The organism is Novosphingobium marinum (assembly GCF_013408095.1).
In the GTDB taxonomy this organism is placed as follows: domain Bacteria; phylum Pseudomonadota; class Alphaproteobacteria; order Sphingomonadales; family Sphingomonadaceae; genus Novosphingobium; species Novosphingobium marinum.
In genome coordinates, this window is the sequence record NZ_JACBZF010000005.1 from 200,089 (window position 1) to 224,946 (window position 24,858).

Genomic DNA, 24,858 nt, shown 5'->3' on the forward strand with positions numbered 1-24,858 from the left:
ATGGCCGGCGATACCGACACCGCGCTCGTCCAGGCGGACGAGGACGAGCAGCACCGCCGCTTTCGCGACGACGTGCTGTCCGGCCTTGCCCAGGAGCAGAAGACGATACCGGCGCGCTATTTCTACGACCTGCGCGGCAGCGAACTGTTCGAGGAGATCACGGCGGCACCGGAATACTATCCCACCCGCTCGGAGATCGAGATCCTGAAGACCCAGTGCGATGCGTTTCGTCGCGACATCGGGCCGGGGAGGGGCGTGGTGGATTTCGGCGCGGGAAGCACGGCCAAGACACCGCTCCTGCTCGATTGCATCGACCCCGTGTTCTACGTTCCCATCGACATTTCGGGCGAGTTCCTGCGCGATTCGTGCGAGGCGCTGCAGCGACGCTATCCCGACATGCCGATTTTCCCGATCGAGGCCGATTTCACCCGGCCCGTGCCGATGCCCTCAGAGGTATCCGGACAGGAGCTGCTCGGTTTCTTTCCCGGCTCGACGATCGGGAACCTCGAGCCGGCGGGCGCGGTGGACCTTCTAAGGGCCATGCGATCGACGCTCGGCGACAATGCGCTGCTGCTGATCGGGATGGACAGGATCAAGGACCCGGATGTCCTCGAGGCGGCCTACGACGATGCCGGCGGTGTGACCGCGGCCTTCAACCGCAACCTCGTCACGCGGATGAACCGCGAACTTGGCGCCGACATCCCGGAAGAAGCAATCCGGCACCGCGCGATCTGGAACCCCGACCGCGCGCGCATCGAGATGCACCTGGAAGCGACGCGCGAAATCCGCTTCGAAGTGGCCGGCGAGCGTTTCACGATGCGGGAGGGCGAGACGATCCACACCGAGAACAGCCACAAGTACGACGAGCGCAGCGCCGCGACGCTGCTGATCGCGGGAGGCTGGGACCCGGTGCGCCACTACACCGACAGCGGGAACCGCTTCATGGTCGTGCTGGCGCAGGCGGCACCGGAGTCTGTCGGACCCTGATTGCGGATTACAGGAAATGGCTGGGGCGGCAGGATTCGAACCTGCGCATGCCGGTACCAAAAACCGGTGCCTTACCGCTTGGCTACGCCCCAGCAAGGGGACCGCGCTTAGCGCCTTGTCCCGGCGATGGAAAGCCCCGTCGCGACGCTATGACTGCCGCGCGAGGACAGCGTCGATGTCGCTCGCATCGTGCCGTTCGCGCAGGTACTTTTCACCGTCGCGATTGACGATCCGCCCGCGCTTCACGCCGTCGCGTTCGTCGAGCAGGTTCACCCAGCGCACGACGTTCCGGTAGCTCGGGATGTCGAGGAAACGCGGGCCGTTCTCGTACCCTTCGTCGTTCACGAACATGCCGAACCAGCCGTAAAGCGCCATGTCGGCAATCGAATACTCGCTGCCGGCAAGATACTCATTGTCGGCAAGGTGCTTGTCGGCGACATCGAAGAGACGCTTCGTTTCCATCGAGAAGCGATTGATCGCGTATTCGTACTTCTCCGGGGCATAGGCGAAGAAGTGCCCGAAACCACCGCCGATCATCGGCGCCGAGCCCATCTGCCACATCAGCCAGGAATAGCACTCGGCGCGCTGTGCCGCTGCCTTCGGAACGAACGCGTCGAACTTCTCTGCAAGATAAAGGAGGATCGCACCGGACTCGAACACGCGGATCGGCGCGTCGCCCGAAACATCGAGGAGAGCTGGAATCTTCGAGTTCGGATTGATCGAGACGAAGCCGCTGGAAAACTGCTCGCCTTCGAGGATATCGACCATCCACGCATCGTACTCGGCACCTTCGTGTCCGAGCGCGAGCAGTTCCTCGAGCAGGATCGTGACCTTCTGTCCGTTGGGCGTGCCCATCGAGTGGAGTTGCAACGGGTGCTTGCCGCGCGGCAGGTCCTTTTCGAACTTCGGGCCGGAGACCGGGCGGTTGATACTTGCGAAGCGACCGCCGCTCTCCTTGTCCCAGGTCCAGACTTCGGGCGGGACGTATTCGCTGTCGGACAAGGGGCCTCTCCTCTGTTGTTGTGATAGTGCCCCATGTGGGGCCGCGGTCGCCGGCCGCAAGCGCACCGTGCGCGATTAGTCGCCCAGCTTGGTGACCCAGCCGTGCGGATCGGCGACCTCGCCACGCTGGATGGATACGAGCCGGCTCTTGAGCTTCTCGGTAAGCTGACCCGGTCCGCCCGACCCGATCGTGAATTCGCCGTCGCGGCTTGCGACCTGCCCGACCGGCGTCACCACCGCCGCGGTCCCGCAGGCGAAGCATTCGACAAGCCTGCCCGAGTTCGCATCCTCGCGCCACTGATCGATGCTGTAGCGCTCCTCGCGCACCGCAAGGCCTTCGTCGCGCGCCAGCGTCAGCAGGCTGTCGCGCGTGATGCCGGGAAGGATTGTCCCTGTCAGCGGCGGGGTAAGCAGCGTCCCGTCCTCGAACACGAAGTAGAGGTTCATGCCGCCCAGTTCCTCCACCCACTTGCGCTCGACCGCGTCGAGGAAGACGACCTGGTCGTGCCCGCGCTCGATCGCTTCGGCCTGCGGCACGAGGCTGGCGGCGTAGTTGCCGCCGCACTTGGCCGCCCCGGTTCCACCGGGCGCGGCGCGGATGTAGTCGGCAGACACCCAGATCGAGACGGCAGGCGCGCCGGACTTGAAGTAATTTCCGGCGGGGCTGGCGATGACGAGGTACTTGTACTGCTTGGCCGGCCGCACGCCGAGAAACGTCTCGGATGCGAACATGAAGGGCCGCAGGTAGAGCGAACCTCCTTCGACCGTCGGGAACCACGCCCGGTCCGCATCGACGAGGCGCTTGACCGATTCGACGAAGACCTCCTCCGGGAGGTCGGGCATTGCGAGCCGGCGTGCCGACATGTTGAACCGTTCGGCATTGGCCTCGGGCCGGAAGAAGGCGATGCCGCCGTCGGCCTGGCGATAGGCCTTCAGCCCCTCGAAGATCTCCTGCGCATAGTGCAGCACCGCGCAGGCGGGATCGATCGAGAGCGGTTCGCGCGGGCCGATGACCGCAGTGTGCCATCCCTGCCCCTCGGTCCAGTCGATCGAGACCATGTGATCGGAAAAGTTCGTGCCGAAACCGGGATTGGCCAGGATCGCCGCCCGGTCCTCGGGCGTGGCGGGCGAGGGGTGTTCCCTCGAGGTGAAGGTGAGTTCGGTTTCGGCGGTCGTCGCCATTGTCGGTCCTCGATCGGAAAGCGTTGACGTTTCGCCGCAGTCGTTGGGGGAAACAGAGGCTTTTCGCAAGTGCCGCAAGAGAAGCGCCGCAAAATGAGAAGGGCCGCTCCCGATCGAACGGGAACGGCCCTTCGCATGGTCAGCGGCCTGGAAGTGCCGCCTGCAAAGCCTTTATCGCTTACTGCCCTTCAGCGATAATGCCTCGCGACGGAAACTGCCGACCTCTCTGCTGAACCATGAGACATCGGATCACCTCCTTTCGCGCTGTTGAGCCAGGTCGCCGCCTGTGAAGCGACTGGGGGCGAAAGGAGCCATGCGGTCTTCCCTCCGGCCTTGTGTTTTTTGTGAATCATCCGGGGGCTCAGCACAAGACTTGCAATCATTTTTTTTGCCGTCAGAATCGTACCTTGCGGCCAGTTATCCACGACCGCCTTTTCCTCAGCGGCAATCCTCGATAACGCGGCTCACCTCGGGCCAGCTTGGCGCGTAGACGGTCGGCAGGCCCGCCGTTTCGACGGCAAAGCGCCCCCGGCTGAAGGCCATCGCATCGAGCAGGCGGTCGCTGGCCGCGAACCGAACGGAGATGGTCGGAGGCGGACCCATGTCGGCGGTGGCGGTAAGGGGCCGCGTCGTGTGCTGGGTCAGGATCGTCATCGGCACGTCGCCGCGACCGATGCCCGCGCGCGACAGCGTGACGGTGCGGGCGGTCGTGTCGCAGCTGAGTGTCAGGAGCCCGTCGGCGAACCGGGCGACCGAGCGCGTGCCCTGCATGCCCCAGGTCCATGTCCCGGGCGTGATCGGCGCCTGACGCCAGTCGATCCGCGGCTGTGGCGGTACGACGGTCGGCTCGGGTTCGGGAGCGGGCGCCGGTGACGGGACGACGCGGCGCTCCGAACAGCCGGCCAGAACGGCGAGAGCGACGAGCGGGGCGAGCGTCGCGTGGCGCGACATGAGGTTTGCCTTCATCCCTCTCCTATGGAATCTAGCCGTCCCTACCACAAGTCCTGCTTGCCTTGACCGACCCGTCAGCCCCTCGCCCTGCCGATGTCCGACGCCCGAAGAAGCTCCGGGTGGACCAGATGCTCGTAGAGCGCGGGCTTGCCGAAAGCCGGACCCGCGCGCAGGCGCTGGTCATGGCGGGCCTCGTGTTCTCGGGCGAAACGAAGATCGCCAAGCCGGGGCATTCGCTGGCGAGCGACGCCGCGATAGAGGTGCGCGGCCGCGATCACCCCTGGGTCTCGCGCGGCGGTCTCAAGCTTGCGCACGCGCTCGAAGCGTTCGGCCTCGACGCGACGGGGGCGGTCGCCATGGACGTCGGCAGTTCGACCGGCGGCTTTACCGACGTGCTGCTGGCGAACGGCGCGGCGCGCGTTTTCGCGGTCGATTCCGGCACCAACCAGCTCGCATGGAAGCTGCGGCAGGACCCGCGCGTCACCGTCCTCGAACAGACGAGCGCGCGCGTGCTGACCGCCGACCTGATCGACGCCGCCTGCAACTGGGTGGTCTGCGATGCCAGCTTCATCGGATTGTCGAAGGTCCTCGAAGTCCCGCTCCGGCTCGCGGCGCCCGCATGCCGGCTCGTCGCGCTCATCAAGCCGCAGTTCGAGGTCGGACGCGGCGAAGTGGGCAAGGGTGGCGTCGTGCGCGATCCCGCATTGCACGATCGCGTCTGCGAAGAGGTTCGCGGCTGGCTCGAAAGCGAGGGCTGGCAAGTCCAGGGCATCGTCCCGAGCCCGATCACCGGGCCTGAAGGCAACGTCGAGTTCCTGATTTCGGCAAGGCGGACGGCGGATTAAGGGATGGCCCGGCATTGCCAGCGACACCGTATCCGGCCAGAAACGCGGCTTTCGGGCATGATTCGGAGGATCGATTGGCATTCGGCGAGATAGCGTCCCCGGGGCAGTTGCGCGCCAGTTTCATCCGCCGGGCGCTGGTGACGGTGCCTGCGGTCGTGCTGCTGGGGCTGCTTGCGGGCCAATTGTCGGGCAGCGGCTCGGAGGATCCGTGGTTCGCGATGCTGCAAAAGCCCGCGCTCTATCCTCCGCCGGCCACGTTCGGGATCGTGTGGACAATCCTCTATATCCTGCTCGGCCTCGCCTTCGCGCTCGTCCTTGCAGCGAAGGGTGCGCGAGGTCGGGGCAAGGCGATTGTCGCTTTCATCGCGCAACTGATCATCAACCTTGCATGGTCGCCGCTGTTCTTCGGCCTCCACCAGATCACCTGGGCGCTGGTCCTGCTCGTGGCCATGGACATTGCAGTGGTGGTTACGATCTTCCTGTTCTGGCGCGTCCGCGTGCTCGCTGCGGTCCTGATGCTGCCCTACCTCGCCTGGATCCTGTTCGCGACATACCTCAATGCCGAGATCCTGATGCTGAACCCGGAACTTGACGGGCAGGAAATGTCGGGCGCGGCGGTGCGCGTAGAGTTCTGAACTTGAACGGCCGAAACGGAAGGGCCATCTTCGAACCATGCAAAGCGAAAACCCCATCATCGCCGATTTCGTCAAGCTGATGAACAGCGCCGCCGGCACCATGGCCGGCATGACGCGCGAGGCGCGTGACTCCGCGCGCGAGCGGATGAAAGAAACCATCGGCGGACTCGACTTCGTGAGCCGTGAGGAATTCGACGCGGTCAAGGCCATGGCGTCGAAGGCCCGCGAGGAGAACGAGGCGCTGAAAAAACGGCTCGACGACCTCGAAGCGAAACTCGCCGCAAAAGGCTGATCGCCAAGGGCTTTTCAGGGAACTTCGGGTGCCTCGCCATCGTTCTGCGCGATGGAAAGGCGGTGTTTCGATGTTTACCCAGTTGTCTCCGGCGATACCCCTCCACGTTCTCGAAAGGGGCGATGGACTCGCAGTCGGTGTGATCGACTACGGCGAGGAGCACGACCTCATCTGGGTGACCGCGATCGATGCCACGGGCGAAGTCTGGTGCGCGCCCAACCACAAGGTGCGGTTCGGCAAGAACTGGACCATGGGGCGCGGCGAAAATCCCCTCGTCGCCGAAAGCAAGGCAAAGTCGCGCCACGTGCCCCAAATTCAGGATTCGATCGCCTGCGGGTGTGGAAATGATCGCCCGGAGGCGAAATCGCGCGAAGCGGCGCTGGCCGATCCCTCCTGGCCGTTCCACTCGCAATAGGCGACGCGGCGGGAAAGCCTAGCGAAAGCGCCTTTGCCGCATGCCTGCAACAGCGGCGATCAAGGCGCTTCCCGCCAGCGACATTGCGCTTTCGGTAACGCCCACCTTCCAGTCGCTCCTCACCGCGCGCGCCATGCCCATGCGCATCCGGTAGCTGAGGAACGCTCCGACCAGCGCGCCGCCGGCACCAAGCGCGGCCGCCATGGAGGTGTGGCCCTTGCGCGAGACTGCGGCCCCCGAGAGCGCGCCCGCAACCATCCGGGTCGCAAGTGCGGGCGGCGCGATCCTTGCGGGAATGCCGGGCTTCACGTCGACGCGGTACTCGAACATCGCCAGCGCACCGAGCGCCGCCGCCGTCCAGGGCGACGACAGCAGCGAATGCGTTTCGGCTGCCGGATGGTTGTCGGCGGCAGCTGCGGCGAAGCTGACTGCGGCCAGCGGCGTGAAACTGCGCTGTCCGTTCGCCATGCCCAGGAAAAGCGGAAGCGCCGCATCCTCCAGCGCGACCGTATCGTGCATCGCGCGCGCCTCGCCCTCGCTGTCGCGGTCGAGATTGCGGATGCGGCGCCGGATCGCCTCGGTCGCGACACCGAATACCACGTGCGAGGCATAGCCATAGGCGTGGGTTGCCAGCGAATAGCGCCATGCCGGCTTCGCAAACCCGAACAGCGGGACGAGGATCTGGTCGACCACCGTCGCCGAGACGATCCCGAATGCCGTGCCCTTCCAGCGGGTGACTTCGGGGCGGCCCTCTGCGAGCGCGCCGTAGACGCCGCCCGCCGCCGCGCCGACGGCGTAGTGGACGAACGATGCGCCCGGCATGGCGTAGTTACCGTCGAGCCGGGTGCCGACCAGCACGCGCGTTGCCGCGCGGGCGGCGCTTTCAGGGGCGGGCGGATCGCTTTCACTGGCCGCGCCGAGGAACTGGAACGCCGGGTAAGCAACGCCCTGGAACTTCTCCATGATCCACGATGCGCCAAGCCCGCCCGCAGCGCCGCTGGCGGCTCCCCGGATCGTGTTGAGCGTCGGATCTACGGTGGTCATGGTTCGTTGCAGCACTGGGGTCTGTCCTGTCGCGAGTTGTGTTCGAAAGCAGAACGGTGACGACCGCCAACAGGTTGCATCGATCAATTCCCCGATTGCGGGAGCGCCATCGCGCGGGCACATCGTGCCGATGCAGTTGCGCGCCCCCGCCATCGTCTGTTCCTCGCGTCCGCACGGCGAGACCGCGGCGATCGCACGGTTGCTGACGGCGGATCACGGTATCGTTGCGGGCTACGTCGCCGGGGGCAGGGGGCGGCAGATGCGGCCCGTGCTGATACCGGGCAACTCGGTCGAGGCGGAACTGCGCGCGCGTTCGGCGAGCCAGCTGCCCTTCGCAAAACTAGAACTGGTTCAGAGCCGGGGGCCGTGGCTGACAGAGCCGCTGCCTGCCGCAGCGATCGCATGGGTAACGGCACTGACATCGTCGGCGCTGCCCGAGCGCCAGCCGTTTCCCGCGCTGTACGGGGCGCTGGCAGGGCTGCTGAACGCGATCTGCTTTGCCCCCTCCGCCCGGGATTGGGCGATGCCGCTCCTCTCGTACGAAACGCTGCTGCTACGCGAGCTTGGCTATGGCGGGCCGCAGCACGCGCCCAAGGAAGACGACTGGCAGGCCACACTGCACGCCCTCGACGCGATGGGTCGCCGCCTTGACCGGTACCTGCTTGCCGATCGGCGCGGCGATGTTATTGCGGCGCGCGGCCTGCTGCGTGAGCGCCTGGGCCGGATCGAGGGGTAGCAAGCGGGGTCGAAATGAAGATTGCGGTACTGGCCGGCGACGGCATCGGGCAGGAAGTGACGGCCGAGGCCGTTCGCGTACTCAAGGCGCTGGAGCTGCCTTCGCTCGAACTGGTCGATGCCGATGTCGGCGGCATTGCCTACAAGAGGCATGGCCACCCGCTCCCGCCCGAAACGCTGGGTACGGTCAGGGCGAGTGATGCGATCCTGTTCGGCGCGGTCGGCGATCCCGATTGCGACGCGCTCGAACGGCATCTGCGGCCAGAACAGGCGATCCTCGGGCTGCGCAAGGAGCTCGGCCTCTTCGCAAATCTGCGCCCAGCGACGGTGTTCAAGGGGCTCGAGGACCTTACCAGCCTGCGTCCCGACGTCGCACGCAGCATCGACCTGCTTATCGTGCGCGAACTCAACGGCGACGTCTATTTCGGCGAAAAGGGCATGCGCACCACGCCCGGAGGCCTGCGCGAGGGCTACGACATCATGTCGTACAACGAGGACGAAGTGCGCCGCATCGCGCACGTCGGCTTTCGCGCCGCGAAGGCGAAGGGCGGCAGGCTCTGCTCGGTCGACAAGGCCAACGTCCTCGAGACATCGCAGCTCTGGCGCGATATCGTGATCGAGGTCGCTGCCGAGTACCCCGAGGTCGCGTTGTCGCACATGTACGTCGACAATGCGGCGATGCAGCTGGTGAAGGACCCCGGCCAGTTCGACGTCATCGTCACCGGCAACCTGTTCGGAGACATTCTCTCCGACCAGGCGAGCATGTGCGTCGGCTCGATCGGCCTGCTGGCCTCCGCCTCGCTGGGCGAGGGCAGCTTCGGGCTCTACGAGCCGATCCACGGCAGCGCGCCCGACATCGCGGGGCAGGACAAGGCGAACCCGATGGCGACGATACTTTCGGCCGCGATGATGCTTCGCCACAGCTTCGGCGAGGAGGCGCAGGCCGCGCGTATCGAGGCGGCGGTGGCGAAAGCGCTGGCAAACGGCGTAAAGGGCGGCGATCTCGGCGGTAATGCGGGCACCCGGGAAATCGGCGACGCGGTGCTGGACAACCTGTAAACCGATAAGGTTTTATTGATATTTACCATATATCCCGCCGGCCTATGGACATGACCGTTTCCGAGCTTTCGAAGGCGACCGACGCGGCAGCGAAGCCGCTGGAACTCGCGATCATACTTCCCACGCTCAACGAGCGCGCCAACCTTGCGCCGCTGGTCGAGCGGCTCGACAAGGCGCTTGCCGGCATCGCCTGGGAAGCGATCTTCGTCGATGACAACAGCCCGGACGGCACTTCGGACGAAGCGCGCGCGATCTCGCAGCGCGATCGACGCGTCCGCGTAATCCAGCGAATCAATCGCCGGGGCCTCGCCTCCGCCGCGATCGAGGGCATGATGGCGACCGCCGCGCCCGTCGTCGCGGTGATGGACGCCGATCACCAGCACGATCCGAACCTGCTCCCGCGCATGCTCCAAAGCGTGACGGGCGGCGAGTGCGACGTGGCCGTCGCGTCCCGCTTCGCCGAGGGCGCGAGCACCGAGGAGTGGGGCCGTCCCGACCGGGTCAAGGCATCGAACATCGCCAATGCCATCGCGCGCAAGGTGACGGGCGTCGATCTGTCCGATCCGATGAGCGGCTATTTCATGCTGAAGGCCGAAACGCTGCGCCAGACCGCGCCAAAGCTTTCGGGCGTCGGCTTCAAGATCCTCCTCGACATCCTCGCTACCTCGGAGAAGCACTTGCGCGTCAGGGATTTCCCGCTTTCCTTCGCGGCGCGCGCCTCGGGTGAGAGCAAGCTGGACCGAACGGTCGTCTTCGAATTCCTTGTCGGCCTCTACGACAAGTGGCTGGGTCGCATCATCCCGACCCGCTTCGCGCTGTTCGGCACGATCGGCGCGGCAGGCGTCGTCGTTCACATGGCGGTGCTCGCGCTGGTCCTCGCGGTTGCCGGAGGCAGCTTCAAGGGCCACCTCGTCTCGGCTTTCGAGCTTGGTCAGACCCTCGCCGCGCTCGTCGCGATGACGTTCAACTTCGTGCTCAACAACGCGCTGACCTATGCCGACAAGCGCCTCACCGGCACCGTGGCCCTGATCAAGGGCTGGGCGAAGTTCGGCCTGACCTGCTCGGTGGGCCTGCTTGCCAACGTCGGCGTCGCAGCCGTGCTCGTCCGCTTCGGCTTCCACGAGTATCCGGCCGCGCTGACCGGCATCGTCGTAGGTTCGGTGTGGAATTTCGCGCTCAGCTCGAAATTCGTCTGGGGCCGTTACTGACCCGCTACCGCCACGAGCGGAGCCACATCCAGAACTCGTAGGACCGGGGACCGCCCGAAAGCGGTGCGGCGGAGATGATCGGGTAGAACCACGCGAACATCGCGACCGCGACCGCCAGGGAGCCCGCAGCGATCCATTTCGCCTTGCCTCCTCGCCGCCACAGCACGTCGAGGGCAAGGGCCAGGCAGCCCATCAGGAATGTGCCCGGCAACAGGTAGTGGTAGTAGAACTGGATCGGCTTTTCCGAGACGATCCACAAGCCGATGCTGAACAGGTAGAGCATCGCGAAGGCCAGGGCGTCGACGCGCCCCCTGACCGCCGCCCACAGGCACCAGGGGACCGCCACAAGTCCCGCAAGCATCGAGAACGGATTTCCGATCAGGAGGACACCGCGCCGGGCGCCGTCGATGTGCTCGTAAAGGTACCAGACCGCGCGCCAGTTGATCATCCACTGGTACCACACGCTGCGGTAGGGGTGCGGCTTGCGGACGCTGTCCTGCAGACGGATCATGTCCTCGTGGAAGGCGATGGGCGCGAAGGGATCGACCGCGCGAACCGGATAGAGGAAGGCCGGGGCGAACGTCGCCCAGTACAGCGCGAGCGGCAGGACGCCGAGCCAGATCCCCGCCTCGACCAGCGAGATGCCCGGAAGGATCCTCGAATCGCGGGCGAGGAGGAACCGCAGGCCGTGCTCCTTCAGCCGCACGACCATCACGAAAAGGCCGGGCAACATCGCGGCGGGCGCAAAGCTCCACTTGGTGCCGATGGCGAGCGCGAGGAAAATGCCGCTCACGGCCAGCCGCCAGCGTGCTTTCCCGCCCGACAGGCGAAGCGCGGCGGCAAACTGCCAGAGCGCGAGCATCCCGAAGCCCGCCATGATCATGTCGAGCATGGCGATGCGGCTCTGGATGAACCACGCAAAGCTTGTGAACAGCAGGATCATCGCGGCGATCGTCGCGAACCGGCGACCGCTCGCCAGCCACATCAGCCGGCCGAAAGCGAAGAGGCCGGCGGTACCCAGAATTATCGACGGCACCCGCCAGAACAGCGGCTTGTCACCCAGAAACACCATCGCTCCCGCTATAAGCTCCTTGCCGACCATCGGATGCTCGGCATTGGCGCGCGTCATCTCGAGCAGCTTTCGCGCCGCGCGGATGTAGTGCACCTCGTCGAAGTAGATCCGGGTCGGGATGCCGAGCCGGTGCCAGGCGAGCGCAAGGAAGGCGAGCGCGATGACGATGCACCACGGCAGCGGGTCTTGCTCATCTGTGCGGACGCGATCCATCGGCGGCGCGCGATATAGTGCGGCGCATATTCGGGCAACGGGTTTCGCACGGCTGCTTGCGTGGTTTCGGCTTGCCCCGTAGATGGCGGGCATGAAACGCACTTCCGGACAGGACCGCTCGATCACATCCCGCTGGCGCCCCGCCACCCGCGCCGTGCGCGGCGGCACCTGGCGCTCCGAACAGGGCGAGACGAGCGAGGCGATGTTCCTCACCTCGGGCTATTCGTACGACGATGCAGCCACCGTCGCCGCGCGCTTCGCGGGCGAGCTCGACGGCATGACCTACTCGCGTCTCCAGAACCCGACCGTGCAGATGCTCGAGGAGCGGATCGCGCTGATGGAGGGCGCAGAGGCATGCCGGGTACAGTCATCGGGCATGGCCGCGATGACGACCGCGCTGCTGTGCCAGCTGAGCCAGGGCGATCACATGGTGGCTGCGCGCGCCGCGTTCGGATCGTGCCGCTGGCTGGGTGACAACCTGCTGCCCCGCTTCGGCATCGAGGTCACGACCATCGATTCGCGCGACAACGCCGCGTGGGAAGCGTCCATTCGCCGGAACACCAAAGTGTTCTTCTTCGAAACGCCGGCCAACCCGACGATGGACGTGGTCGACCTCGAGCATGTCTGCGGGCTTGCCCGTTCGCGTGGTATTACCACCGTCGTCGACAACGCCTTTTGCACGCCGGTGCTCCAGCGGCCTCTCGAATGGGGCGCGGACGTGATTGCCTATTCGGCCACGAAGCTGATGGACGGTCAGGGCAGGGTGCTTGCCGGCGCGGTTTGCGGCAGCGAGGAATTCATCAACGAGAAGCTGCTCCCGTTCCAGCGCAACACCGGGCCGAACTGTTCGCCGTTCAATGCCTGGGTCGTGCTGAAAGGGCTGGAGACGCTCGATCTCAGGGCAAGGCGGCAAAGCGAGAACGCGCTCGCGGTCGGCAAGTTCGTCGAGGGCCGCGTGCCGCGCATTCTCCATCCGGGGCTAGCCAGCCACCCGCAGCACGACCTCGCCATGAAGCAGATGGATGCGCCGGGGGCGATCTTCAGTTTCGTGCTCGACGGCGGCCGCGAGCAGGCGCACGCCGTGCTCGATGCGCTGCAACTCATCGACATCTCAAACAACATCGGCGATGCGCGTTCACTCATGTGTCATCCGGCTTCGACTACCCATCACAACATGGGGCCCGAAGGACGCGCCGCGATGGGCGTCGACGAAGGCATGCTCCGGATCAACGTGGGTCTCGAGGACCCGGAGGACCTGATCGAGGATCTCGACCGGGCGTTTGGGAAAGCCGGCCTTTGACAGACGACAGACTGCCCGACGCTTCGGCCTTCCTGGCCTCGATCGTCGAGAATTCGAACGACGCCATCGTCGGCAAGCTCCTGGACGGCACCATCGTCAGCTGGAACAGCGCGGCCGAGCGGATATTCGGCTTTTCCGCCGAGGAGATCGTCGGACGTTCGATCCGTGACCTGATCCCAGATAACAAGCAGTCCGAGGAAGACCGCATCCTTGCCGCTGTCGCCAGGGGCGAGACCATGCCCACGTTCGAGACGGTGCGGCGCCGGAAGGACGGATCGCTCGTTCCGCTGATGGTCACCGTTTCGCCGGTGCGCGACGCCGCAGGCACGATCATCGCCGCAAGCAAGATCGCGCGCGACATCACCGACAGGAAACGCGTTCAGGAAAAGCTCGACGACAGCGAGCATCGCTTCAGCCTGCTCGCCGACAACATCTCGCAGCTGGCATGGATCGCGGACAGCGAGGGCTGGATCTTCTGGTACAACCGCCGGTGGTTCGAATTCACCGGCACCAACCTTCAGGAAATGCAGGGCTGGGGCTGGAAGGCGGTGCACCATCCCGACTATGTAGACGCGGTGGTCGAGCGGGTGAGCCACTGCTTCGAAACCGGCAAGGACTGGGAAGACACGTTCCCCTTGCGCGGCGCGGACGGGGAATACCGATGGTTTCTTTCCCGCGCGCTTCCGATCCGCGACGAGGATGGCAAGGTCATCTACTGGTTCGGGACGAATACCGACGTCACCGAAATGCGCGACGCCGAAAAGCGGATCGAGCTCCTGCTGCTGGAAGTGAACCACCGGTCGAAGAACATGCTGGCAATGATCCAGTCGCTGGCCCGGCGCACGGCCGTAAGCGGCAGCGATTTCGTCTCGACCCTCGAAAAGCGTATCAGCGGGCTCGCGCGCAACCAGGACCTGCTGGTCAGCCAGTCATGGTCGAACGTGCCCTTGCGCGACATCCTCGAAACCCAGCTCGAATTCCTCGGCGAGGCGGTCGGTCAGGTGTCGCTCGAAGGTCCTGCCGTCTCGCTTTCACCCGGCGCTGCCGAGGCGATCGCGATGGCTCTGCACGAGATGGCGACGAATGCGCTCAAGTACGGAGGGCTTTCGGAGGAAGGCGGTTCGGTCAGGATCGAATGGAACATCGTGGAGGCCGAAGGCGAAACGCCCGATTTCGTAATGTCGTGGTGCGAAACCGGCGGTCCGCCGGTTTCCCAGCCGGAGAGAACCGGGTTCGGATCGCGTATCATCGCCGATTTTCCCCGCACCAAGCTTCGCGGCGACGTGAAGCTGGAGTACCCGGCCTCCGGTTTTCGGTGGACGCTGCGCTGCCCGCTGCCCAACATTGCCGACTGAACGATCTCGACTGCTCGTAGCGGTTGTGAGGATCGCACGAAGCGGTTAGTCTTTGCGACGTGATGAAAGAACTGTTCCAGCATACAGCGATAACCGAAGGGATCGTCGTCCGCGTGGCAGTCAATTTCCTGCCCGAGCAGTCGCGCGTCGAGGCCGGGAAGTGGTTCTGGGTCTATCACATCCGTATCGAGAACATGTCGGATCACGCGGTTCAGCTTCTCACCCGGCACTGGCGGATTACCGACGGCCAGGGCCTCGTGAACTTCGTCGAAGGTGAAGGCGTCGTCGGCGAGCAGCCGCTGCTCGCTCCCGGAGAAAGCCACGACTATGTTTCAGGCTGCCCGCTAACCACGCCGCAGGGCAGCATGGAAGGGCACTACACCTTCCTGCGTGACGACGGCGAGGAAATTCGCGCCGCCATTCCCTTCTTCCCGCTTGCGGCGCCCGCGACCGCCGGCTGAGCCTCATGCGCTCGACATGAAAAGAACGCACTTGCCCCTCAACGCGCTGCGCGTGTTCGATGCAGCCGCTCGCCACCTGTCCTTCACGCGCGCGGCCGACGAGCTCGCGGTCACGCCTGCGGCGGTGGGGCAGCAGATCCGTGCACTCGAGGATGCGCTTGGCGTCGTACTTTTCAGGCGGACGAGCAAGGGCCTCGAACTCACCGACGAGGCCAATGCGGGGCTGGCGGCGCTGCGGACGGGGTTCTTGCATTTCGAGGATGCGGTGCGTGCCATGCAGGCGGGCCAGTCCAGCCACGTCTACACGATCGCCGCGCCGCGCGATTTCTTCGCCGCCTGGCTTGCCCCGCGACTTGCCGAATTCAGGGCGGCGAACCCGCAGGCGCGCTATGCGCTGGTCGACGGGGAGATGACCGACTTCACAGAGGCGAACCTCGATCTCGCGGTACGGTGGACCGAGGGGCCGGGCGATCTCGAAGGCGTCGCTCTCGGCAAGCCCGAGCGCGTGATCGTGGGCGAGGGCGAGTGGATCGGCTGGCCCGGAGATCCGGCACCCGGAGGCGAGGGGGACGACCAGCCGGTCCCGATATCCGTCAGCGACGCGGGCGAAGCCATCGCGGCGGCGATCGCCGGGCTGGGCAAGGCGCGCGTTCCCGCGTTGCTGGCCGCGGGCCTCGACGTTTCGGCCGCAACTGCGGTATCAAGGGCCGAACCGTGCCGGCGAAGCTACTGGCTCGTCGCGCCATTGCCGCAATGGCGGCAGAAGAAGGTCAGGGCGCTGGTCGAGGCGCTTACGGGGTCGGCCTGAACCGGATCAGCTTTCGAGCATGAGGTTGTAGTCCCTCAACATCTCGAAGCAGCGCGCGTTGACGATGGTGAGCAAGTCCTCCCGCTCAAGGCCAAGCTGGCGATAGAGCATCTGGATCACCGTAGCACGATTCGCCGCGGTCATCCCGTAGATCGTCGTCAGCACCTCCGGATTGTGCGACAGCGAGTGGTCGATCAGCAGCTCCATGTTCTGCGGATGAAACGCAAAGCCGAGGAAAACGAGCCGTTTCGCGTAAGTCACGGTCTGCCGGATTTCGCGTAGCAGGCCGACATCGTTTGCCCGCTCGCTCGCCGTGAAGATCTGCGTAGGCAGGTTGTGGATGTTCCACGGCTTCTCCGTGCCCCAGTCGACTTGCGGGGCATCGCCCGACTGCCACTGGAGCCGCCCGACCGAGCCATAGGGGCGAAGGATCTTCAGCTTCGCGGCAACCAGTTGCTGGGCCTCGGCAATCGGCATGCCGAATGCCATTTCCAGCGCGAAGGGCATGAAATGCTCTATCGTCCGGTCCCAGTTGAAATTGATTATCGTGACGTCGTCGAAGATGCGGTCGACCTTCGTGCGCGGAACTCCCGAGGTGAGAAGCTGCGCGAAATAGAAAAGCCAGTAATCCTGTCCCTGGACCGGCAGGTCGCCGCGCATGCGCGGCTTTTCGCGCAAGAGCGAGCGGGCTTCGGCCTGGCAGATGAAGTGCGCGATCGCGATCTTTCCCAGCGTCGGGATCAGCCTGTCCGAATTGTGCTGCTCGATGATCGAGTGGATCGACGTGCCGAGCTTGCTGGAGATGCGAATGCGTTCGGCTGCGGCCAGCAGGTCGTTCTGGCTCTTGTTCAGCCGCTCGCCCGCCTTGGCGACATACTGCGCCAGCAGCGTCGAATCCCGGGTCTGCAACTCGGTGCCGAAGCGCGAAAAGTCGTACCCCTGTGCAATCCGCGACAGCAGTTCCGGGCCGCCGGGAAACTGCAATTCGGTGCTCGCGCCTGCTCCGACGATGAAAGTTGTCTTCGTCCTGATCATCGCGCGGTTCTGGCTACTCCCTGGCAAGCGGCGGCGCCACATGGCACCGTCACTGCTTTCGGGGCAACCTTAACCGTATTGTTTTACCAAAGGGTTTTGCCTCATTCGACGATCAGGCTCCGCGATGGGGATCGAGCGCCGAACGGCGCGCGGGGGCGGGTATCGGAGCGGGTTGGCCGCTCTCGCCGATCCGCCCGGCCATTGCACGCAGGGCGGCAACGCGCTCCTCGGTGGCTGGGTGGGTGGAGAACAGTCCGGATAGGCTGGTCGGCACGATGTAGAGTTGCGCCGCCGCCGGATTGCGGATCACCGCCTGGCTGGGAATGCGCGCTGCCGGCGCCGCGATCTTCTCGAGCGCGGAGGCAAGGGCTTCGGGATCGCCGCTGATCTCGGCACCCGCCCGGTCGGCGCCGTATTCGCGCGTGCGGCTGATCGCCATCTGGACGATCATCGCGGCGAAAGGAGCCATCAGCATCGCCAGGAGCGCAACGAGGAAATTGGGCCGGTTGCCCCCCGAAAAGAACATGCCGAAATTCGCGAGCATCGAAATCGCGCCCGCGATGGTCGCGACCATGGTCATCACCAGCGTGTCGCGATTGCGGACATGGCCAAGCTCATGCGCCATCACCGCTGCGGTTTCCTCCGGCGTAAGCATCCGCAAGAGACCCGTCGTCGCGGCAACGGCGGCGTTCTCGGGATTGCGGCCCGTCGCAAAGGCATTCGGGTTGTCGCTTTCGACGAGATAGACCTTCGGCACCGGCAGCGAGGCGCGCGCGGCAAGATCCTCGACCATGCGGTAGAACTGCGGCGCGGTCTGCGCATCGACCTCGCGCGCATTGTGCAGGCGCAGGACGATCTTGTCGGCGTTCCAGTACGTGAAGAAGTTCATACCGCCCGCGACGAGCAGCGCCACGAGCGCGCCTGCGCGACCGCCGATCACCAGTCCAAGGGCCATCAGCAGCGCGGTCAGGGCCGCGAGCAGCATGGTCGTTTTGAGACCGTTCACCTCAAGTCACTCCGTCAGTTTCGCCTGACCGGAATGTGGGTGCGAAACGGCGTCTTTTCAATCGCGCCCGGAGCCGGCTTCAGCCCGGCGACGCGCTCGTCCCGCGCGGTATGAAGCGCAATGGTGCAAGGCCCGTTCCGGTGCTTCCGGTCTGCAGGTTCGCAGCCCGCGTGGCCGCAATTCCCGCCAGATGTTCGTAAGGCACGGCGACTGTCGAAAGCGCGGGAGAAAGCCGGCGGGCAGCCGGACTGTCGTCGAAGCCGACGACCGACAGGTCATTCGGAACCGCGATGCCTGCACGGGACGCGGCGTGAATAATGCCGGTCGCGGCCTCGTCGTTGCACGCGACGATCGCCGTGGGGCGCGGGCTTATCTCGAAAAGCAGCCGTGCTGCCTCCAGACCCGATGCGAAATCGCCCTCGCTCGACGTGATGAGCGACGCGCCTCGATCCAGTCCCAGGTCCGCCAGTGCGTCGAGATAGCCCAGTTCGCGGGCGCGCGCCGACTTCGAATGCTCCGGTCCCCCGATGAAGCCGATGCGGCTGTGTCCCGATCCGGCAAGCAGGGTGACGACATGCTCCATGGCCTTGCGCTCGGCGGTACGCACTTCGGATGTGGCGATCTCCACGATGTTGTCGTCGCCAAATTCGAGCGAATCGAGCGCGATGGAAGGCATCAAAAGAGTGCCGAAGGGCCGATGCGCCTCGATCAGGGAGCGAACGTCCGATGCCGCGCTATCGGCTCCGATGCGATGAAGCAGCAGCGCGAACTCGGTACCGGCCAGTGCATCGTGCATCCCGCGTATCGCGAGCGGAAGCAATGCATCGCAGGTCCCGTCATGAACCAGCGCAATGGTGAAATTGCGCCTGAGCGCCAGCGCGCGGGCTTGCGGATTGGGAACGTAGCCAAGCCGTGCGATAACCGCCTCGACCCTCTCGCGGGTTTGCTGGCCGAGCAGCGGAGATCGGTTGATCACCCGGCTCACGGTCTTTTTCGAAACGCCCGCCTCTCGCGCCACGTCGTTGATCGTCGGTTTGCCCATGCCGGCCGGATGGCGCGAAGTGGCACCGGTTTCCAAGCCGCGATGCGTCCGTTTCGGACCTAGGTTCCCGGCAGCAGCTGGTGGCGATAGGTCCGCACGGATTCGTGCAGCCACTGGTTGAAAGCGCGTACGCGTGCGAGCTGGCGCGTGTCCTGATGCGTGACGATCCAGAAACTGCGCGTGATCCGTCTTTCGGGCAGGACAGAGACGAGGCGTTCGTCTCCTTCGGCCATGAAGCAGGGCAGGACGCCGATGCCTGCGCCGTTGGCGATGAGGCGGCGCTGGGCGGTGATGCTGGACGAGCGGATCGTCGCGGCAAGGCCGGGATGTATCTCGTCGAGATAGCGCAGTTCCGGCGCGTAGAGCAGGTCCGGAATGTAGCCTACGAGGACGTGTCCGGAGACGAGATCGGAGGGGCGCTCGGGCATTTCTCGACCGGCCAGGTAATCGGGCGAGGCGTAGAGCCGCAGTGCATAGTCGGAAAGCTTGCGCGCGGTAAGCGGACCGACTTTCGGCCGCGACAGCATCACCGCGATGTCGGCCTCGCGCCGCGACGGGCTGAGGAAGCCGCTGTTCGCAACCAGGTCGAGCGTAAGCTGCGGATTCGCTTCGCGGAAACGCGGAACATGGCGGGCGAGGAACCAGCTTCCGAAACCCTCCGACACACTGATCCTGAGCGTTCCGCTGAGTCCGTCGCCTTCGCCCGACGTCTCGGGAATGTCCGCGGCGGCGGCGGCCATGGCCTCGACCGCGACGAGCAGGCTTTCGCCCGCCTCGGTCAGTTCCTGCCCGTTGCGCGTCTGTTCGAAGAGCGTCGCGCCGAGTTTCGCTTCGAGACGGCGGAGGCGGCGACCCATTGTCGTCGGGTTGACCCCGGCGGTCGAAGCCGCGCGCGCAAGCTGTCCCGACCGGGCGATGGCCAAAAACGCCTGATAATCGCTCCAGTCCGGACCATTCACGAGTGCGCTCTTCCGTCTCTCGGGCGTCTGGCTGCGAAAATGCAGGCAGTAACTGCGAAAAGCGATCTTGCCTGCAAAGGCTGCAACTGGCAACCTCCCGCGCCAACTGAGGAGAGGAATTCCGGGTTTCTGCGTTCTGCCAGAAACCTTTCCCAATCGGCGATCTTTTCCAAGGTAACGGCAATACCTGCGCGCGCCCCTGCGCCAATACGAGGATGAACGATGGCAACTGCTCTCAAGGAACCCGAAACCGACGTCCAGTCCGAGATCGCCGCGATGATGGAGCGTGCCCGCAAGGCGCAGGCCCAGATCGCCGATTACTCGCAGGAGCAGGTCGACAAGCTCATCACCGCGATCGTCTGGTCGGTCTGCAAGCCCGGCGTGGCGGAGGAGATCGCCCAGTTCACCGTCGATGAAACGCAGCTCGGCAATTACGAGGGCAAGTACCTCAAGATCGCCAAGAAAACGCGCGCGACGCTGCAGGACATCATCGACGACAAGTCGGTCGGCATCATCGAGGAAATCCCCGAGCGCGCCATCGTCAAGATCGCCAAGCCGATGGGAGTCATCGGGGCGCTTTCGCCCTCGACCAATCCCGAGGCCACGCCTGTCATCAAGTCGATCTCGGCGATCAAGGGGCGCAATGCCATCATCATCGCGCCGCACCCGCGCGCGAAGCTGACCAACACCAAGATCGTCAACCTGATGCGCGAAGCCATCGAGAAGATGGGTGCACCCGCCGATCTGGTTCAGGGCATCGAAGTACCCTCGGTCGAGAAGACGAACGAGCTGATGCGGCAATGCGACCGCGTCCTGGCGACCGGCGGTTCGGCAATGGTCAAGGCCGCCTATTCCAGCGGCACCCCGGCGCTCGGCGTGGGCGTTGGAAACGCCGTGATCGTGGTCGACGATACCGCGGACCTTGCCGACGCCGCCGAGAAGATCCGCATTTCCAAGACGCTCGACAACGCTGCGTCCTGTTCCTCGGACAACTCGGTCGTGCTGTTCGATGCGATCTACGACGAGATGCTCGAAAAGCTGAAGGCCGAGGGCGGCTACGTCCTCACCGAATCGGACAAGGGCAAGCTGCAGAACGCGATCTGGGAAGACGGCGAGCATATCAACGCCAAGGTCGTGGCCCAGCCCGCCGACTTCATCGCCGACTATGCCGGCTTCGAGATTCCCGAGGGCACGAAGTTCTTCATCGTCCCCGAAACGGGAACCGGTCCCGACCACAAGTTCTCGGGCGAGAAGATGACGGTCACGATGGCGCTCTACCGCGTCAGGGACATCGACCAGGCGGTCGAGCTGACCAACGCGATCCAGGCCTATCAGGGCCAGGGCCACTCGTGCGGCATCTATTCGCAGTCCGACGTGAACATCATGACCTTCGCCAACGGCACGCGCACCAGCCGCGTCATGGTCAACCAGCCCCAGGCGCCCTCGAACTCGGGCAACCTGTGGAACGGCATGCGCCAGACCTTCTCGCTCGGCTGCGGCTCGTGGGGCGGCAACGGCACGAACAACAACATCACCTGGCGCGACCTGATCAACGAGACGTGGGTGTCCCGTCCGCTCCCGACCCCGAAGCAGCTTCCCAGCGACGAGGAACTCTTCGGCACGGAGATCATGGAAAAGATCTGATCGCCCTGCGTTGCGTTTTTCCGACGGCCCGCCCAAAAGGCGGGCCGTTCGTCCGTTGGAGAGGTTGGCCATGCGCCGCTTGCTGATCATTGCTGCATCGAGCCTGGCGCTGGCATCGTGCGGTCAGTCCGACACCCCGGTCGTGGAAAGCGAAAAGTCGGCGGAGCAGGGCGAGCGCAGCCCGCTCGAACCCGGCGATACCTCGCTGGCCGACCCTGCCGGCGGTTCCGTTACCGCCCCTGCGCCGGGCGCGGGCGATCCCGAAGGTGCTGGCGGACCCATCCCCGGAGCGATCCAGGGTCGCTGGGGTCTCGTGGCGGCGGACTGCACGTCGACGCGCGGCGATGCCAAGGGACTGCTCGAGGTCGGTGCGGAACAGCTCCGGTTCTACGAATCGGTCGCGACGATCGAGACCGTAACGGAAAGCTCGGCAAGTAACCTGCGCGGGACCTTTGCATTCACCGGCGAGGGACAGTCGTGGGTTCACGACGTATCGCTGACGCTTGATGACGGCGGGCAGACGCTCGTGCGCAAGGATACCGGCGCAGACGCGATGCCGGGGGAACTGAAATACCAGCGCTGCGGCTGATCCGGCCGCGCGCGCAGAGAAGAACAGGGACGAGATGACCGAACAGTTTGGGCTGACCGAAGAGCAGCTTGCCATCCAGGACATGGCACAGAAGTTCACCGCCGACGCCATTACTCCGCACGCCGGCGAATGGGACGAGAAGCACATCTTTCCGCGCGATACGATCAAGCAGGCCGCCGAACTCGGCTTCGGCTCGATCTACGTGTCCGAGGAAGCGGGCGGCATCGGCCTCGGGCGGCTCGAAGCCGCGCTGATCATGGAGGCGATGGCCTACGGTTGCCCCTCGACCAGCGCCTTCATTTCCATCCACAACATGGCCGCGTGGATGATCGACCGCTTCGGCTCGCAGGCTTTGAAGGACAAGTACTTGCCAAACCTCGTCCCGATGGAGCGGATGGCCAGTTATTGCCTGACCGAGCCTGCCTCGGGTTCGGACGCGGCGGCGCTCAAGACCAAGGCGGTCGACAAGGGCGATCACTGGGAGATCACCGGGTCGAAGCAGTTCATCTCGGGCGGCGGCGAAAACGAGGTCTACGTCACAATGGTCCGCACCGGCGAGGACGGCCCCAGGGGCATTTCCTGCGTGGTGATCGAAAAGGACATGGAAGGCGTTTCCTTCGGCGGGCAGGAAAAGAAGCTCGGCTGGCATTCGCAGCCGACAGCCGCGCTGATCCTCGATGGCGCCAAGGTGCCCAAGGAGAACCTCGTCGGCGGCGAGGGCGAGGGCTTTCGCATCGCGATGATGGGTCTCGACGGGGGGCGCCTCAACATCGGAGCGTGCTCGCTAGGCGGTGCGCAGCGCGCGCTCGACGAGGCGATCGCGTATACCAGGGACCGCAAGCAGTTCGGCCAGTCGATCGCCGACTTCCAGAACACGCAATTCATGCTCGCGGATATGGCGGCCGACATCGAGTCCGCGCGGGCGCTGCTTTACATGGCCGCGGTCAAGGTCACCAACAACGCGCCGGACAAGACCCGCTTCGCCGCCATGGCCAAGATGATCGCAACCGAAAACGGCTCGAATGTCGTCGACAAGGCGCTGCAGTTGCACGGGGGCTACGGCTACCTGATGGACTATCCGATCGAACGGCTCTGGCGCGACCTGCGCGTCCATTCGATCCTCGAGGGAACCAACCAGATCATGCGAATGATCGTCGGAAGGGAGCTTACCCGCCAATGACCGAACCGATGAGCACCACCCAGGTGCATTGCCACTCGCACGGGCATGTCGCCCATATCTCGCTCGACCGCCCCAAGGCGATCCACTCGCTAACGCTCGAAATGTGCAAGGCGATGATCGCCGCGCTGCTCGAATGGCGTGACGATCCCGCAATCGAGGTCGTGATGATCGACCATGCCGAGGGACGGGGCTTCTGCGCCGGCGGCGACATCAACCTGCTGCGCACGTCCGCGCTGGAGGACGGCGGCAAGTCGGGCCGGGAATTCTTCCATACCGAATATCGCCTCAACCACCTGCTCTTCACGTTCCCCAAGCCGATCGTGGCGTTCATGGACGGGATCACGATGGGCGGCGGCGTCGGCATTTCGCAGCCCGCCAGGTTCCGCGTCGCGACCGAGAACACGCGCTACGCCATGCCGGAGACCGGCATCGGGCTGTTTCCCGATGTCGGCGGCGGCTGGTATCTGTCGCGGCTTCCCGGCCGTATCGGTCAGTTCCTCGCGCTGACCGGCGCGCGGCTCGACGGTGCCGAGTGCCTCGCGGTGGGCCTTGCCACCCACTACACCGAGCACGAGCGGCTGGCCGAGATCAAGGCGCGCATCATTGCCGACCCGTCCGAGACCGAGGGCATTCTCGAGGGCATGTCGGTCAAGCCGCCCGAGGCGCGCATCCTTGCCAACAGGGACAGGATCGACAGCCTCTTCGCCTCCGACCGGTACGAGGACGTGCTCGCGGCTCTCGAAGCGGACGGGTCCGAATGGGCGCAGAAGGAACTCGCGACGCTGCAGACCAAGAGCCCGCAGACCTGCAAGGTCGCGCTTCGCCAGCTTTCCGACAGCAGCAAGCTCGACGATTTCGCCGACAACATGGCGATGGAGTACCGCATTGCCTCGCGCGTGCTGCTCCGCCCCGATTTCGCCGAGGGCGTTCGCGCACTCATCGTCGACAAGACGAACGATCCGAAGTGGGATCCGGCCACGCCGGAGGGCGTCACCGACGACCTCGTCGCTTCGATTTTCGCACCACTACCGCCCGAAGAGGAATGGAAACCGCTATGAGCTACGAAACGATCCTCACCGAGAAGAAGGGCGCGGTCACGCTCATCACGCTGAACCGGCCCAAGGCGCTGAACGCTCTCAATTCGCAAGTCCTGACGGAGCTTATCGATGCCTTCGCGGCGTTCGAGAACGACGAGAGCCAGCTTTGCGCTGTGCTTACCGGCGCGGGGGACAAGGCGTTCGCCGCCGGCGCGGACATCAAGGAAATGGCCGACAAGCCCGCCGCCGACTTTTTGAAGGAAGACTATTTCTCCGGCTGGACCAACGACATCGTTAAAAAGGTGCGCAAGCCCTGGATCGCGGCGGTCAACGGCTTTGCGCTCGGCGGCGGCTGCGAACTTGCGATGATGGCCGATTTCATCATCGCTTCGGAGAACGCGAAGTTCGGCCAGCCCGAGATCAAGCTGGGCGTTGCCCCGGGCATGGGCGGCTCGCAGCGCCTCACTCGCTTCGTCGGCAAGTCGAAGGCGATGGAAATGTGCCTGACCGGCCGGATGATGGGCGCCGAGGAAGCCGAACGCTCGGGCCTCGTGACCCGCGTTGTGTCGGCGGATGAGCTGCTCGACGACGCGCTCAGGACTGCCGAGACAATCGCCGGGATGCCGCCGCTCGCGGTGATGATCAACAAGGAGATGGTCAACGTCGCCTACGAAACGGTCCTCGACCAGGGTCTCCTCGCCGAGCGTCGCATGTTCCAGGTCCTGACCGCGACCGAGGACAAAACCGAGGGCATGAAGGCTTTCGTCGAAAAGCGTCCCGGCAACTGGAAGGGGCGCTGACA

At 65.0% G+C, this 24,858-nt stretch carries 26 protein-coding genes and 1 tRNA gene; 17 read left to right on the top strand and 10 right to left on the bottom strand.

Going from position 1 to position 24,858, the window contains the following annotated elements:
• Positions 1-987 (top strand): L-histidine N(alpha)-methyltransferase, encoded by a 987-nt coding sequence (gene egtD, locus FHS75_RS14045; RefSeq protein WP_179408326.1) that lies wholly within the window; start codon positions 1-3, stop codon positions 985-987.
• A gap of 17 nt (positions 988-1,004) precedes the next feature.
• Here egtD and FHS75_RS14050 read toward each other — a convergent pair.
• The 4 genes from FHS75_RS14050 to FHS75_RS14065 form a co-directional block, all read right to left on the bottom strand.
• Positions 1,005-1,079: transfer RNA gene (locus FHS75_RS14050), tRNA-Gln, on the bottom strand.
• Between the two features lie 55 nt (positions 1,080-1,134).
• Positions 1,135-1,989, bottom strand: a complete 855-nt coding sequence (gene yghU, locus FHS75_RS14055) for a glutathione-dependent disulfide-bond oxidoreductase (RefSeq protein ID WP_179408327.1) — start codon at positions 1,987-1,989, stop codon at positions 1,135-1,137.
• A gap of 75 nt (positions 1,990-2,064) precedes the next feature.
• Positions 2,065-3,171 carry a branched-chain amino acid aminotransferase gene (locus FHS75_RS14060; RefSeq protein ID WP_179408328.1) on the bottom strand — a complete coding sequence of 369 codons (1,107 nt, stop codon included), beginning with the start codon at positions 3,169-3,171 and terminating at the stop codon, positions 2,065-2,067.
• A gap of 438 nt (positions 3,172-3,609) precedes the next feature.
• Entirely contained in the window at positions 3,610-4,137 is a 528-nt protein-coding gene (locus tag FHS75_RS14065) for a hypothetical protein (protein ID WP_179408329.1), read from the bottom strand.
• 113 nt (positions 4,138-4,250) lie between these two features.
• Between FHS75_RS14065 and FHS75_RS14070 the strand changes: the two genes are divergently transcribed.
• From FHS75_RS14070 to FHS75_RS17935, 4 genes are all read left to right on the top strand, one after another.
• The gene (locus tag FHS75_RS14070; RefSeq protein WP_179408433.1) at positions 4,251-4,967 is read left to right on the top strand and encodes a TlyA family RNA methyltransferase; all 717 of its coding nucleotides are present in this window, start codon (positions 4,251-4,253) and stop codon (positions 4,965-4,967) included.
• Between the two features lie 74 nt (positions 4,968-5,041).
• Entirely contained in the window at positions 5,042-5,602 is a 561-nt protein-coding gene (locus FHS75_RS14075; protein WP_179408330.1) for a TspO/MBR family protein, read from the top strand.
• 37 nt (positions 5,603-5,639) lie between these two features.
• A complete protein-coding gene (locus tag FHS75_RS14080; RefSeq protein ID WP_179408331.1) occupies positions 5,640-5,894 on the top strand; it encodes an accessory factor UbiK family protein in 255 nt (84 codons plus the stop codon).
• 70 nt (positions 5,895-5,964) lie between these two features.
• Complete coding sequence (locus tag FHS75_RS17935; protein WP_229735619.1) at positions 5,965-6,309, top strand: hypothetical protein; 345 nt, start codon at positions 5,965-5,967, stop codon at positions 6,307-6,309.
• Between the two features lie 18 nt (positions 6,310-6,327).
• On the opposite strand, the gene FHS75_RS14090 is transcribed toward FHS75_RS17935, so the two are convergent.
• Positions 6,328-7,353 carry a DUF1440 domain-containing protein gene (locus tag FHS75_RS14090; RefSeq protein ID WP_179408332.1) on the bottom strand — a complete coding sequence of 342 codons (1,026 nt, stop codon included), beginning with the start codon at positions 7,351-7,353 and terminating at the stop codon, positions 6,328-6,330.
• A 130-nt stretch (positions 7,354-7,483) separates the two neighbouring features.
• Here FHS75_RS14090 and recO point away from each other — a divergent pair, with 130 nt between their 5' ends.
• Genes recO through FHS75_RS14105 form a run of 3 tightly spaced genes read left to right on the top strand, consistent with a single transcriptional unit; the run spans position 7,484 to position 10,355 of the window.
• Positions 7,484-8,089 carry a DNA repair protein RecO gene (gene recO, locus FHS75_RS14095; protein WP_179408333.1) on the top strand — a complete coding sequence of 202 codons (606 nt, stop codon included), beginning with the start codon at positions 7,484-7,486 and terminating at the stop codon, positions 8,087-8,089.
• Positions 8,090-8,103: 14 nt separating this feature from the next.
• The gene (gene leuB, locus FHS75_RS14100) at positions 8,104-9,147 is read left to right on the top strand and encodes a 3-isopropylmalate dehydrogenase (RefSeq protein WP_179408334.1); all 1,044 of its coding nucleotides are present in this window, start codon (positions 8,104-8,106) and stop codon (positions 9,145-9,147) included.
• Between the two features lie 44 nt (positions 9,148-9,191).
• Positions 9,192-10,355 carry a glycosyltransferase gene (locus FHS75_RS14105; protein WP_179408335.1) on the top strand — a complete coding sequence of 388 codons (1,164 nt, stop codon included), beginning with the start codon at positions 9,192-9,194 and terminating at the stop codon, positions 10,353-10,355.
• Positions 10,356-10,359: 4 nt separating this feature from the next.
• On the opposite strand, the gene FHS75_RS14110 is transcribed toward FHS75_RS14105, so the two are convergent.
• The gene (locus tag FHS75_RS14110) at positions 10,360-11,640 is read right to left on the bottom strand and encodes a phospholipid carrier-dependent glycosyltransferase (RefSeq protein WP_179408336.1); all 1,281 of its coding nucleotides are present in this window, start codon (positions 11,638-11,640) and stop codon (positions 10,360-10,362) included.
• Positions 11,641-11,731: 91 nt separating this feature from the next.
• Here FHS75_RS14110 and FHS75_RS14115 point away from each other — a divergent pair, with 91 nt between their 5' ends.
• The 4 genes from FHS75_RS14115 (at position 11,732) to FHS75_RS14130 (ending at position 15,564) form a co-directional block, all read left to right on the top strand.
• Entirely contained in the window at positions 11,732-12,940 is a 1,209-nt protein-coding gene (locus FHS75_RS14115; RefSeq protein WP_179408337.1) for a trans-sulfuration enzyme family protein, read from the top strand.
• Positions 12,937-14,295: a PAS domain S-box protein gene (locus FHS75_RS14120; RefSeq protein WP_229735620.1), complete on the top strand. Its 1,359-nt coding sequence runs from the start codon at positions 12,937-12,939 to the stop codon at positions 14,293-14,295. Before FHS75_RS14115 ends, FHS75_RS14120 begins: the two co-directional genes overlap by 4 nt.
• 62 nt (positions 14,296-14,357) lie before the next feature.
• A complete protein-coding gene (apaG, locus tag FHS75_RS14125) occupies positions 14,358-14,756 on the top strand; it encodes a Co2+/Mg2+ efflux protein ApaG (RefSeq protein WP_179408435.1) in 399 nt (132 codons plus the stop codon).
• Between the two features lie 16 nt (positions 14,757-14,772).
• Complete coding sequence (locus tag FHS75_RS14130) at positions 14,773-15,564, top strand: LysR family transcriptional regulator (RefSeq protein WP_179408338.1); 792 nt, start codon at positions 14,773-14,775, stop codon at positions 15,562-15,564.
• A gap of 6 nt (positions 15,565-15,570) precedes the next feature.
• On the opposite strand, the gene FHS75_RS14135 is transcribed toward FHS75_RS14130, so the two are convergent.
• From FHS75_RS14135 to FHS75_RS14150, 4 genes are all read right to left on the bottom strand, one after another.
• On the bottom strand, positions 15,571-16,599 hold the full coding sequence (locus FHS75_RS14135; RefSeq protein WP_179408339.1) for an SIR2 family protein: 1,029 nt from the start codon (positions 16,597-16,599) through the stop codon (positions 15,571-15,573).
• 112 nt (positions 16,600-16,711) lie between these two features.
• Positions 16,712-17,605 carry a zinc metalloprotease HtpX gene (htpX, locus tag FHS75_RS14140; RefSeq protein ID WP_179408340.1) on the bottom strand — a complete coding sequence of 298 codons (894 nt, stop codon included), beginning with the start codon at positions 17,603-17,605 and terminating at the stop codon, positions 16,712-16,714.
• Between the two features lie 79 nt (positions 17,606-17,684).
• Positions 17,685-18,683 (bottom strand): LacI family DNA-binding transcriptional regulator, encoded by a 999-nt coding sequence (locus FHS75_RS14145; RefSeq protein WP_179408341.1) that lies wholly within the window; start codon positions 18,681-18,683, stop codon positions 17,685-17,687.
• Positions 18,684-18,706: 23 nt separating this feature from the next.
• Positions 18,707-19,606, bottom strand: coding sequence for a LysR family transcriptional regulator (locus tag FHS75_RS14150; RefSeq protein WP_179408342.1), 900 nt, complete (start codon positions 19,604-19,606; stop codon positions 18,707-18,709).
• A gap of 222 nt (positions 19,607-19,828) precedes the next feature.
• On the opposite strand from FHS75_RS14150, the gene FHS75_RS14155 reads away from it, so the two are divergent.
• From FHS75_RS14155 to FHS75_RS14175, 5 genes are all read left to right on the top strand, one after another.
• The gene (locus FHS75_RS14155) at positions 19,829-21,250 is read left to right on the top strand and encodes an aldehyde dehydrogenase family protein (RefSeq protein WP_179408343.1); all 1,422 of its coding nucleotides are present in this window, start codon (positions 19,829-19,831) and stop codon (positions 21,248-21,250) included.
• A gap of 70 nt (positions 21,251-21,320) precedes the next feature.
• Positions 21,321-21,839: a hypothetical protein gene (locus FHS75_RS14160; RefSeq protein WP_179408344.1), complete on the top strand. Its 519-nt coding sequence runs from the start codon at positions 21,321-21,323 to the stop codon at positions 21,837-21,839.
• Between the two features lie 34 nt (positions 21,840-21,873).
• Positions 21,874-23,019: an acyl-CoA dehydrogenase family protein gene (locus FHS75_RS14165; protein ID WP_179408345.1), complete on the top strand. Its 1,146-nt coding sequence runs from the start codon at positions 21,874-21,876 to the stop codon at positions 23,017-23,019.
• A complete protein-coding gene (locus tag FHS75_RS14170) occupies positions 23,016-24,077 on the top strand; it encodes an enoyl-CoA hydratase/isomerase family protein (protein ID WP_179408346.1) in 1,062 nt (353 codons plus the stop codon). The genes FHS75_RS14165 and FHS75_RS14170 overlap by 4 nt, the downstream gene beginning before the upstream one ends.
• Complete coding sequence (locus FHS75_RS14175; protein ID WP_179408347.1) at positions 24,074-24,856, top strand: enoyl-CoA hydratase-related protein; 783 nt, start codon at positions 24,074-24,076, stop codon at positions 24,854-24,856. The genes FHS75_RS14170 and FHS75_RS14175 overlap by 4 nt, the downstream gene beginning before the upstream one ends.
• Positions 24,857-24,858: the final 2 nt, after the last annotated feature.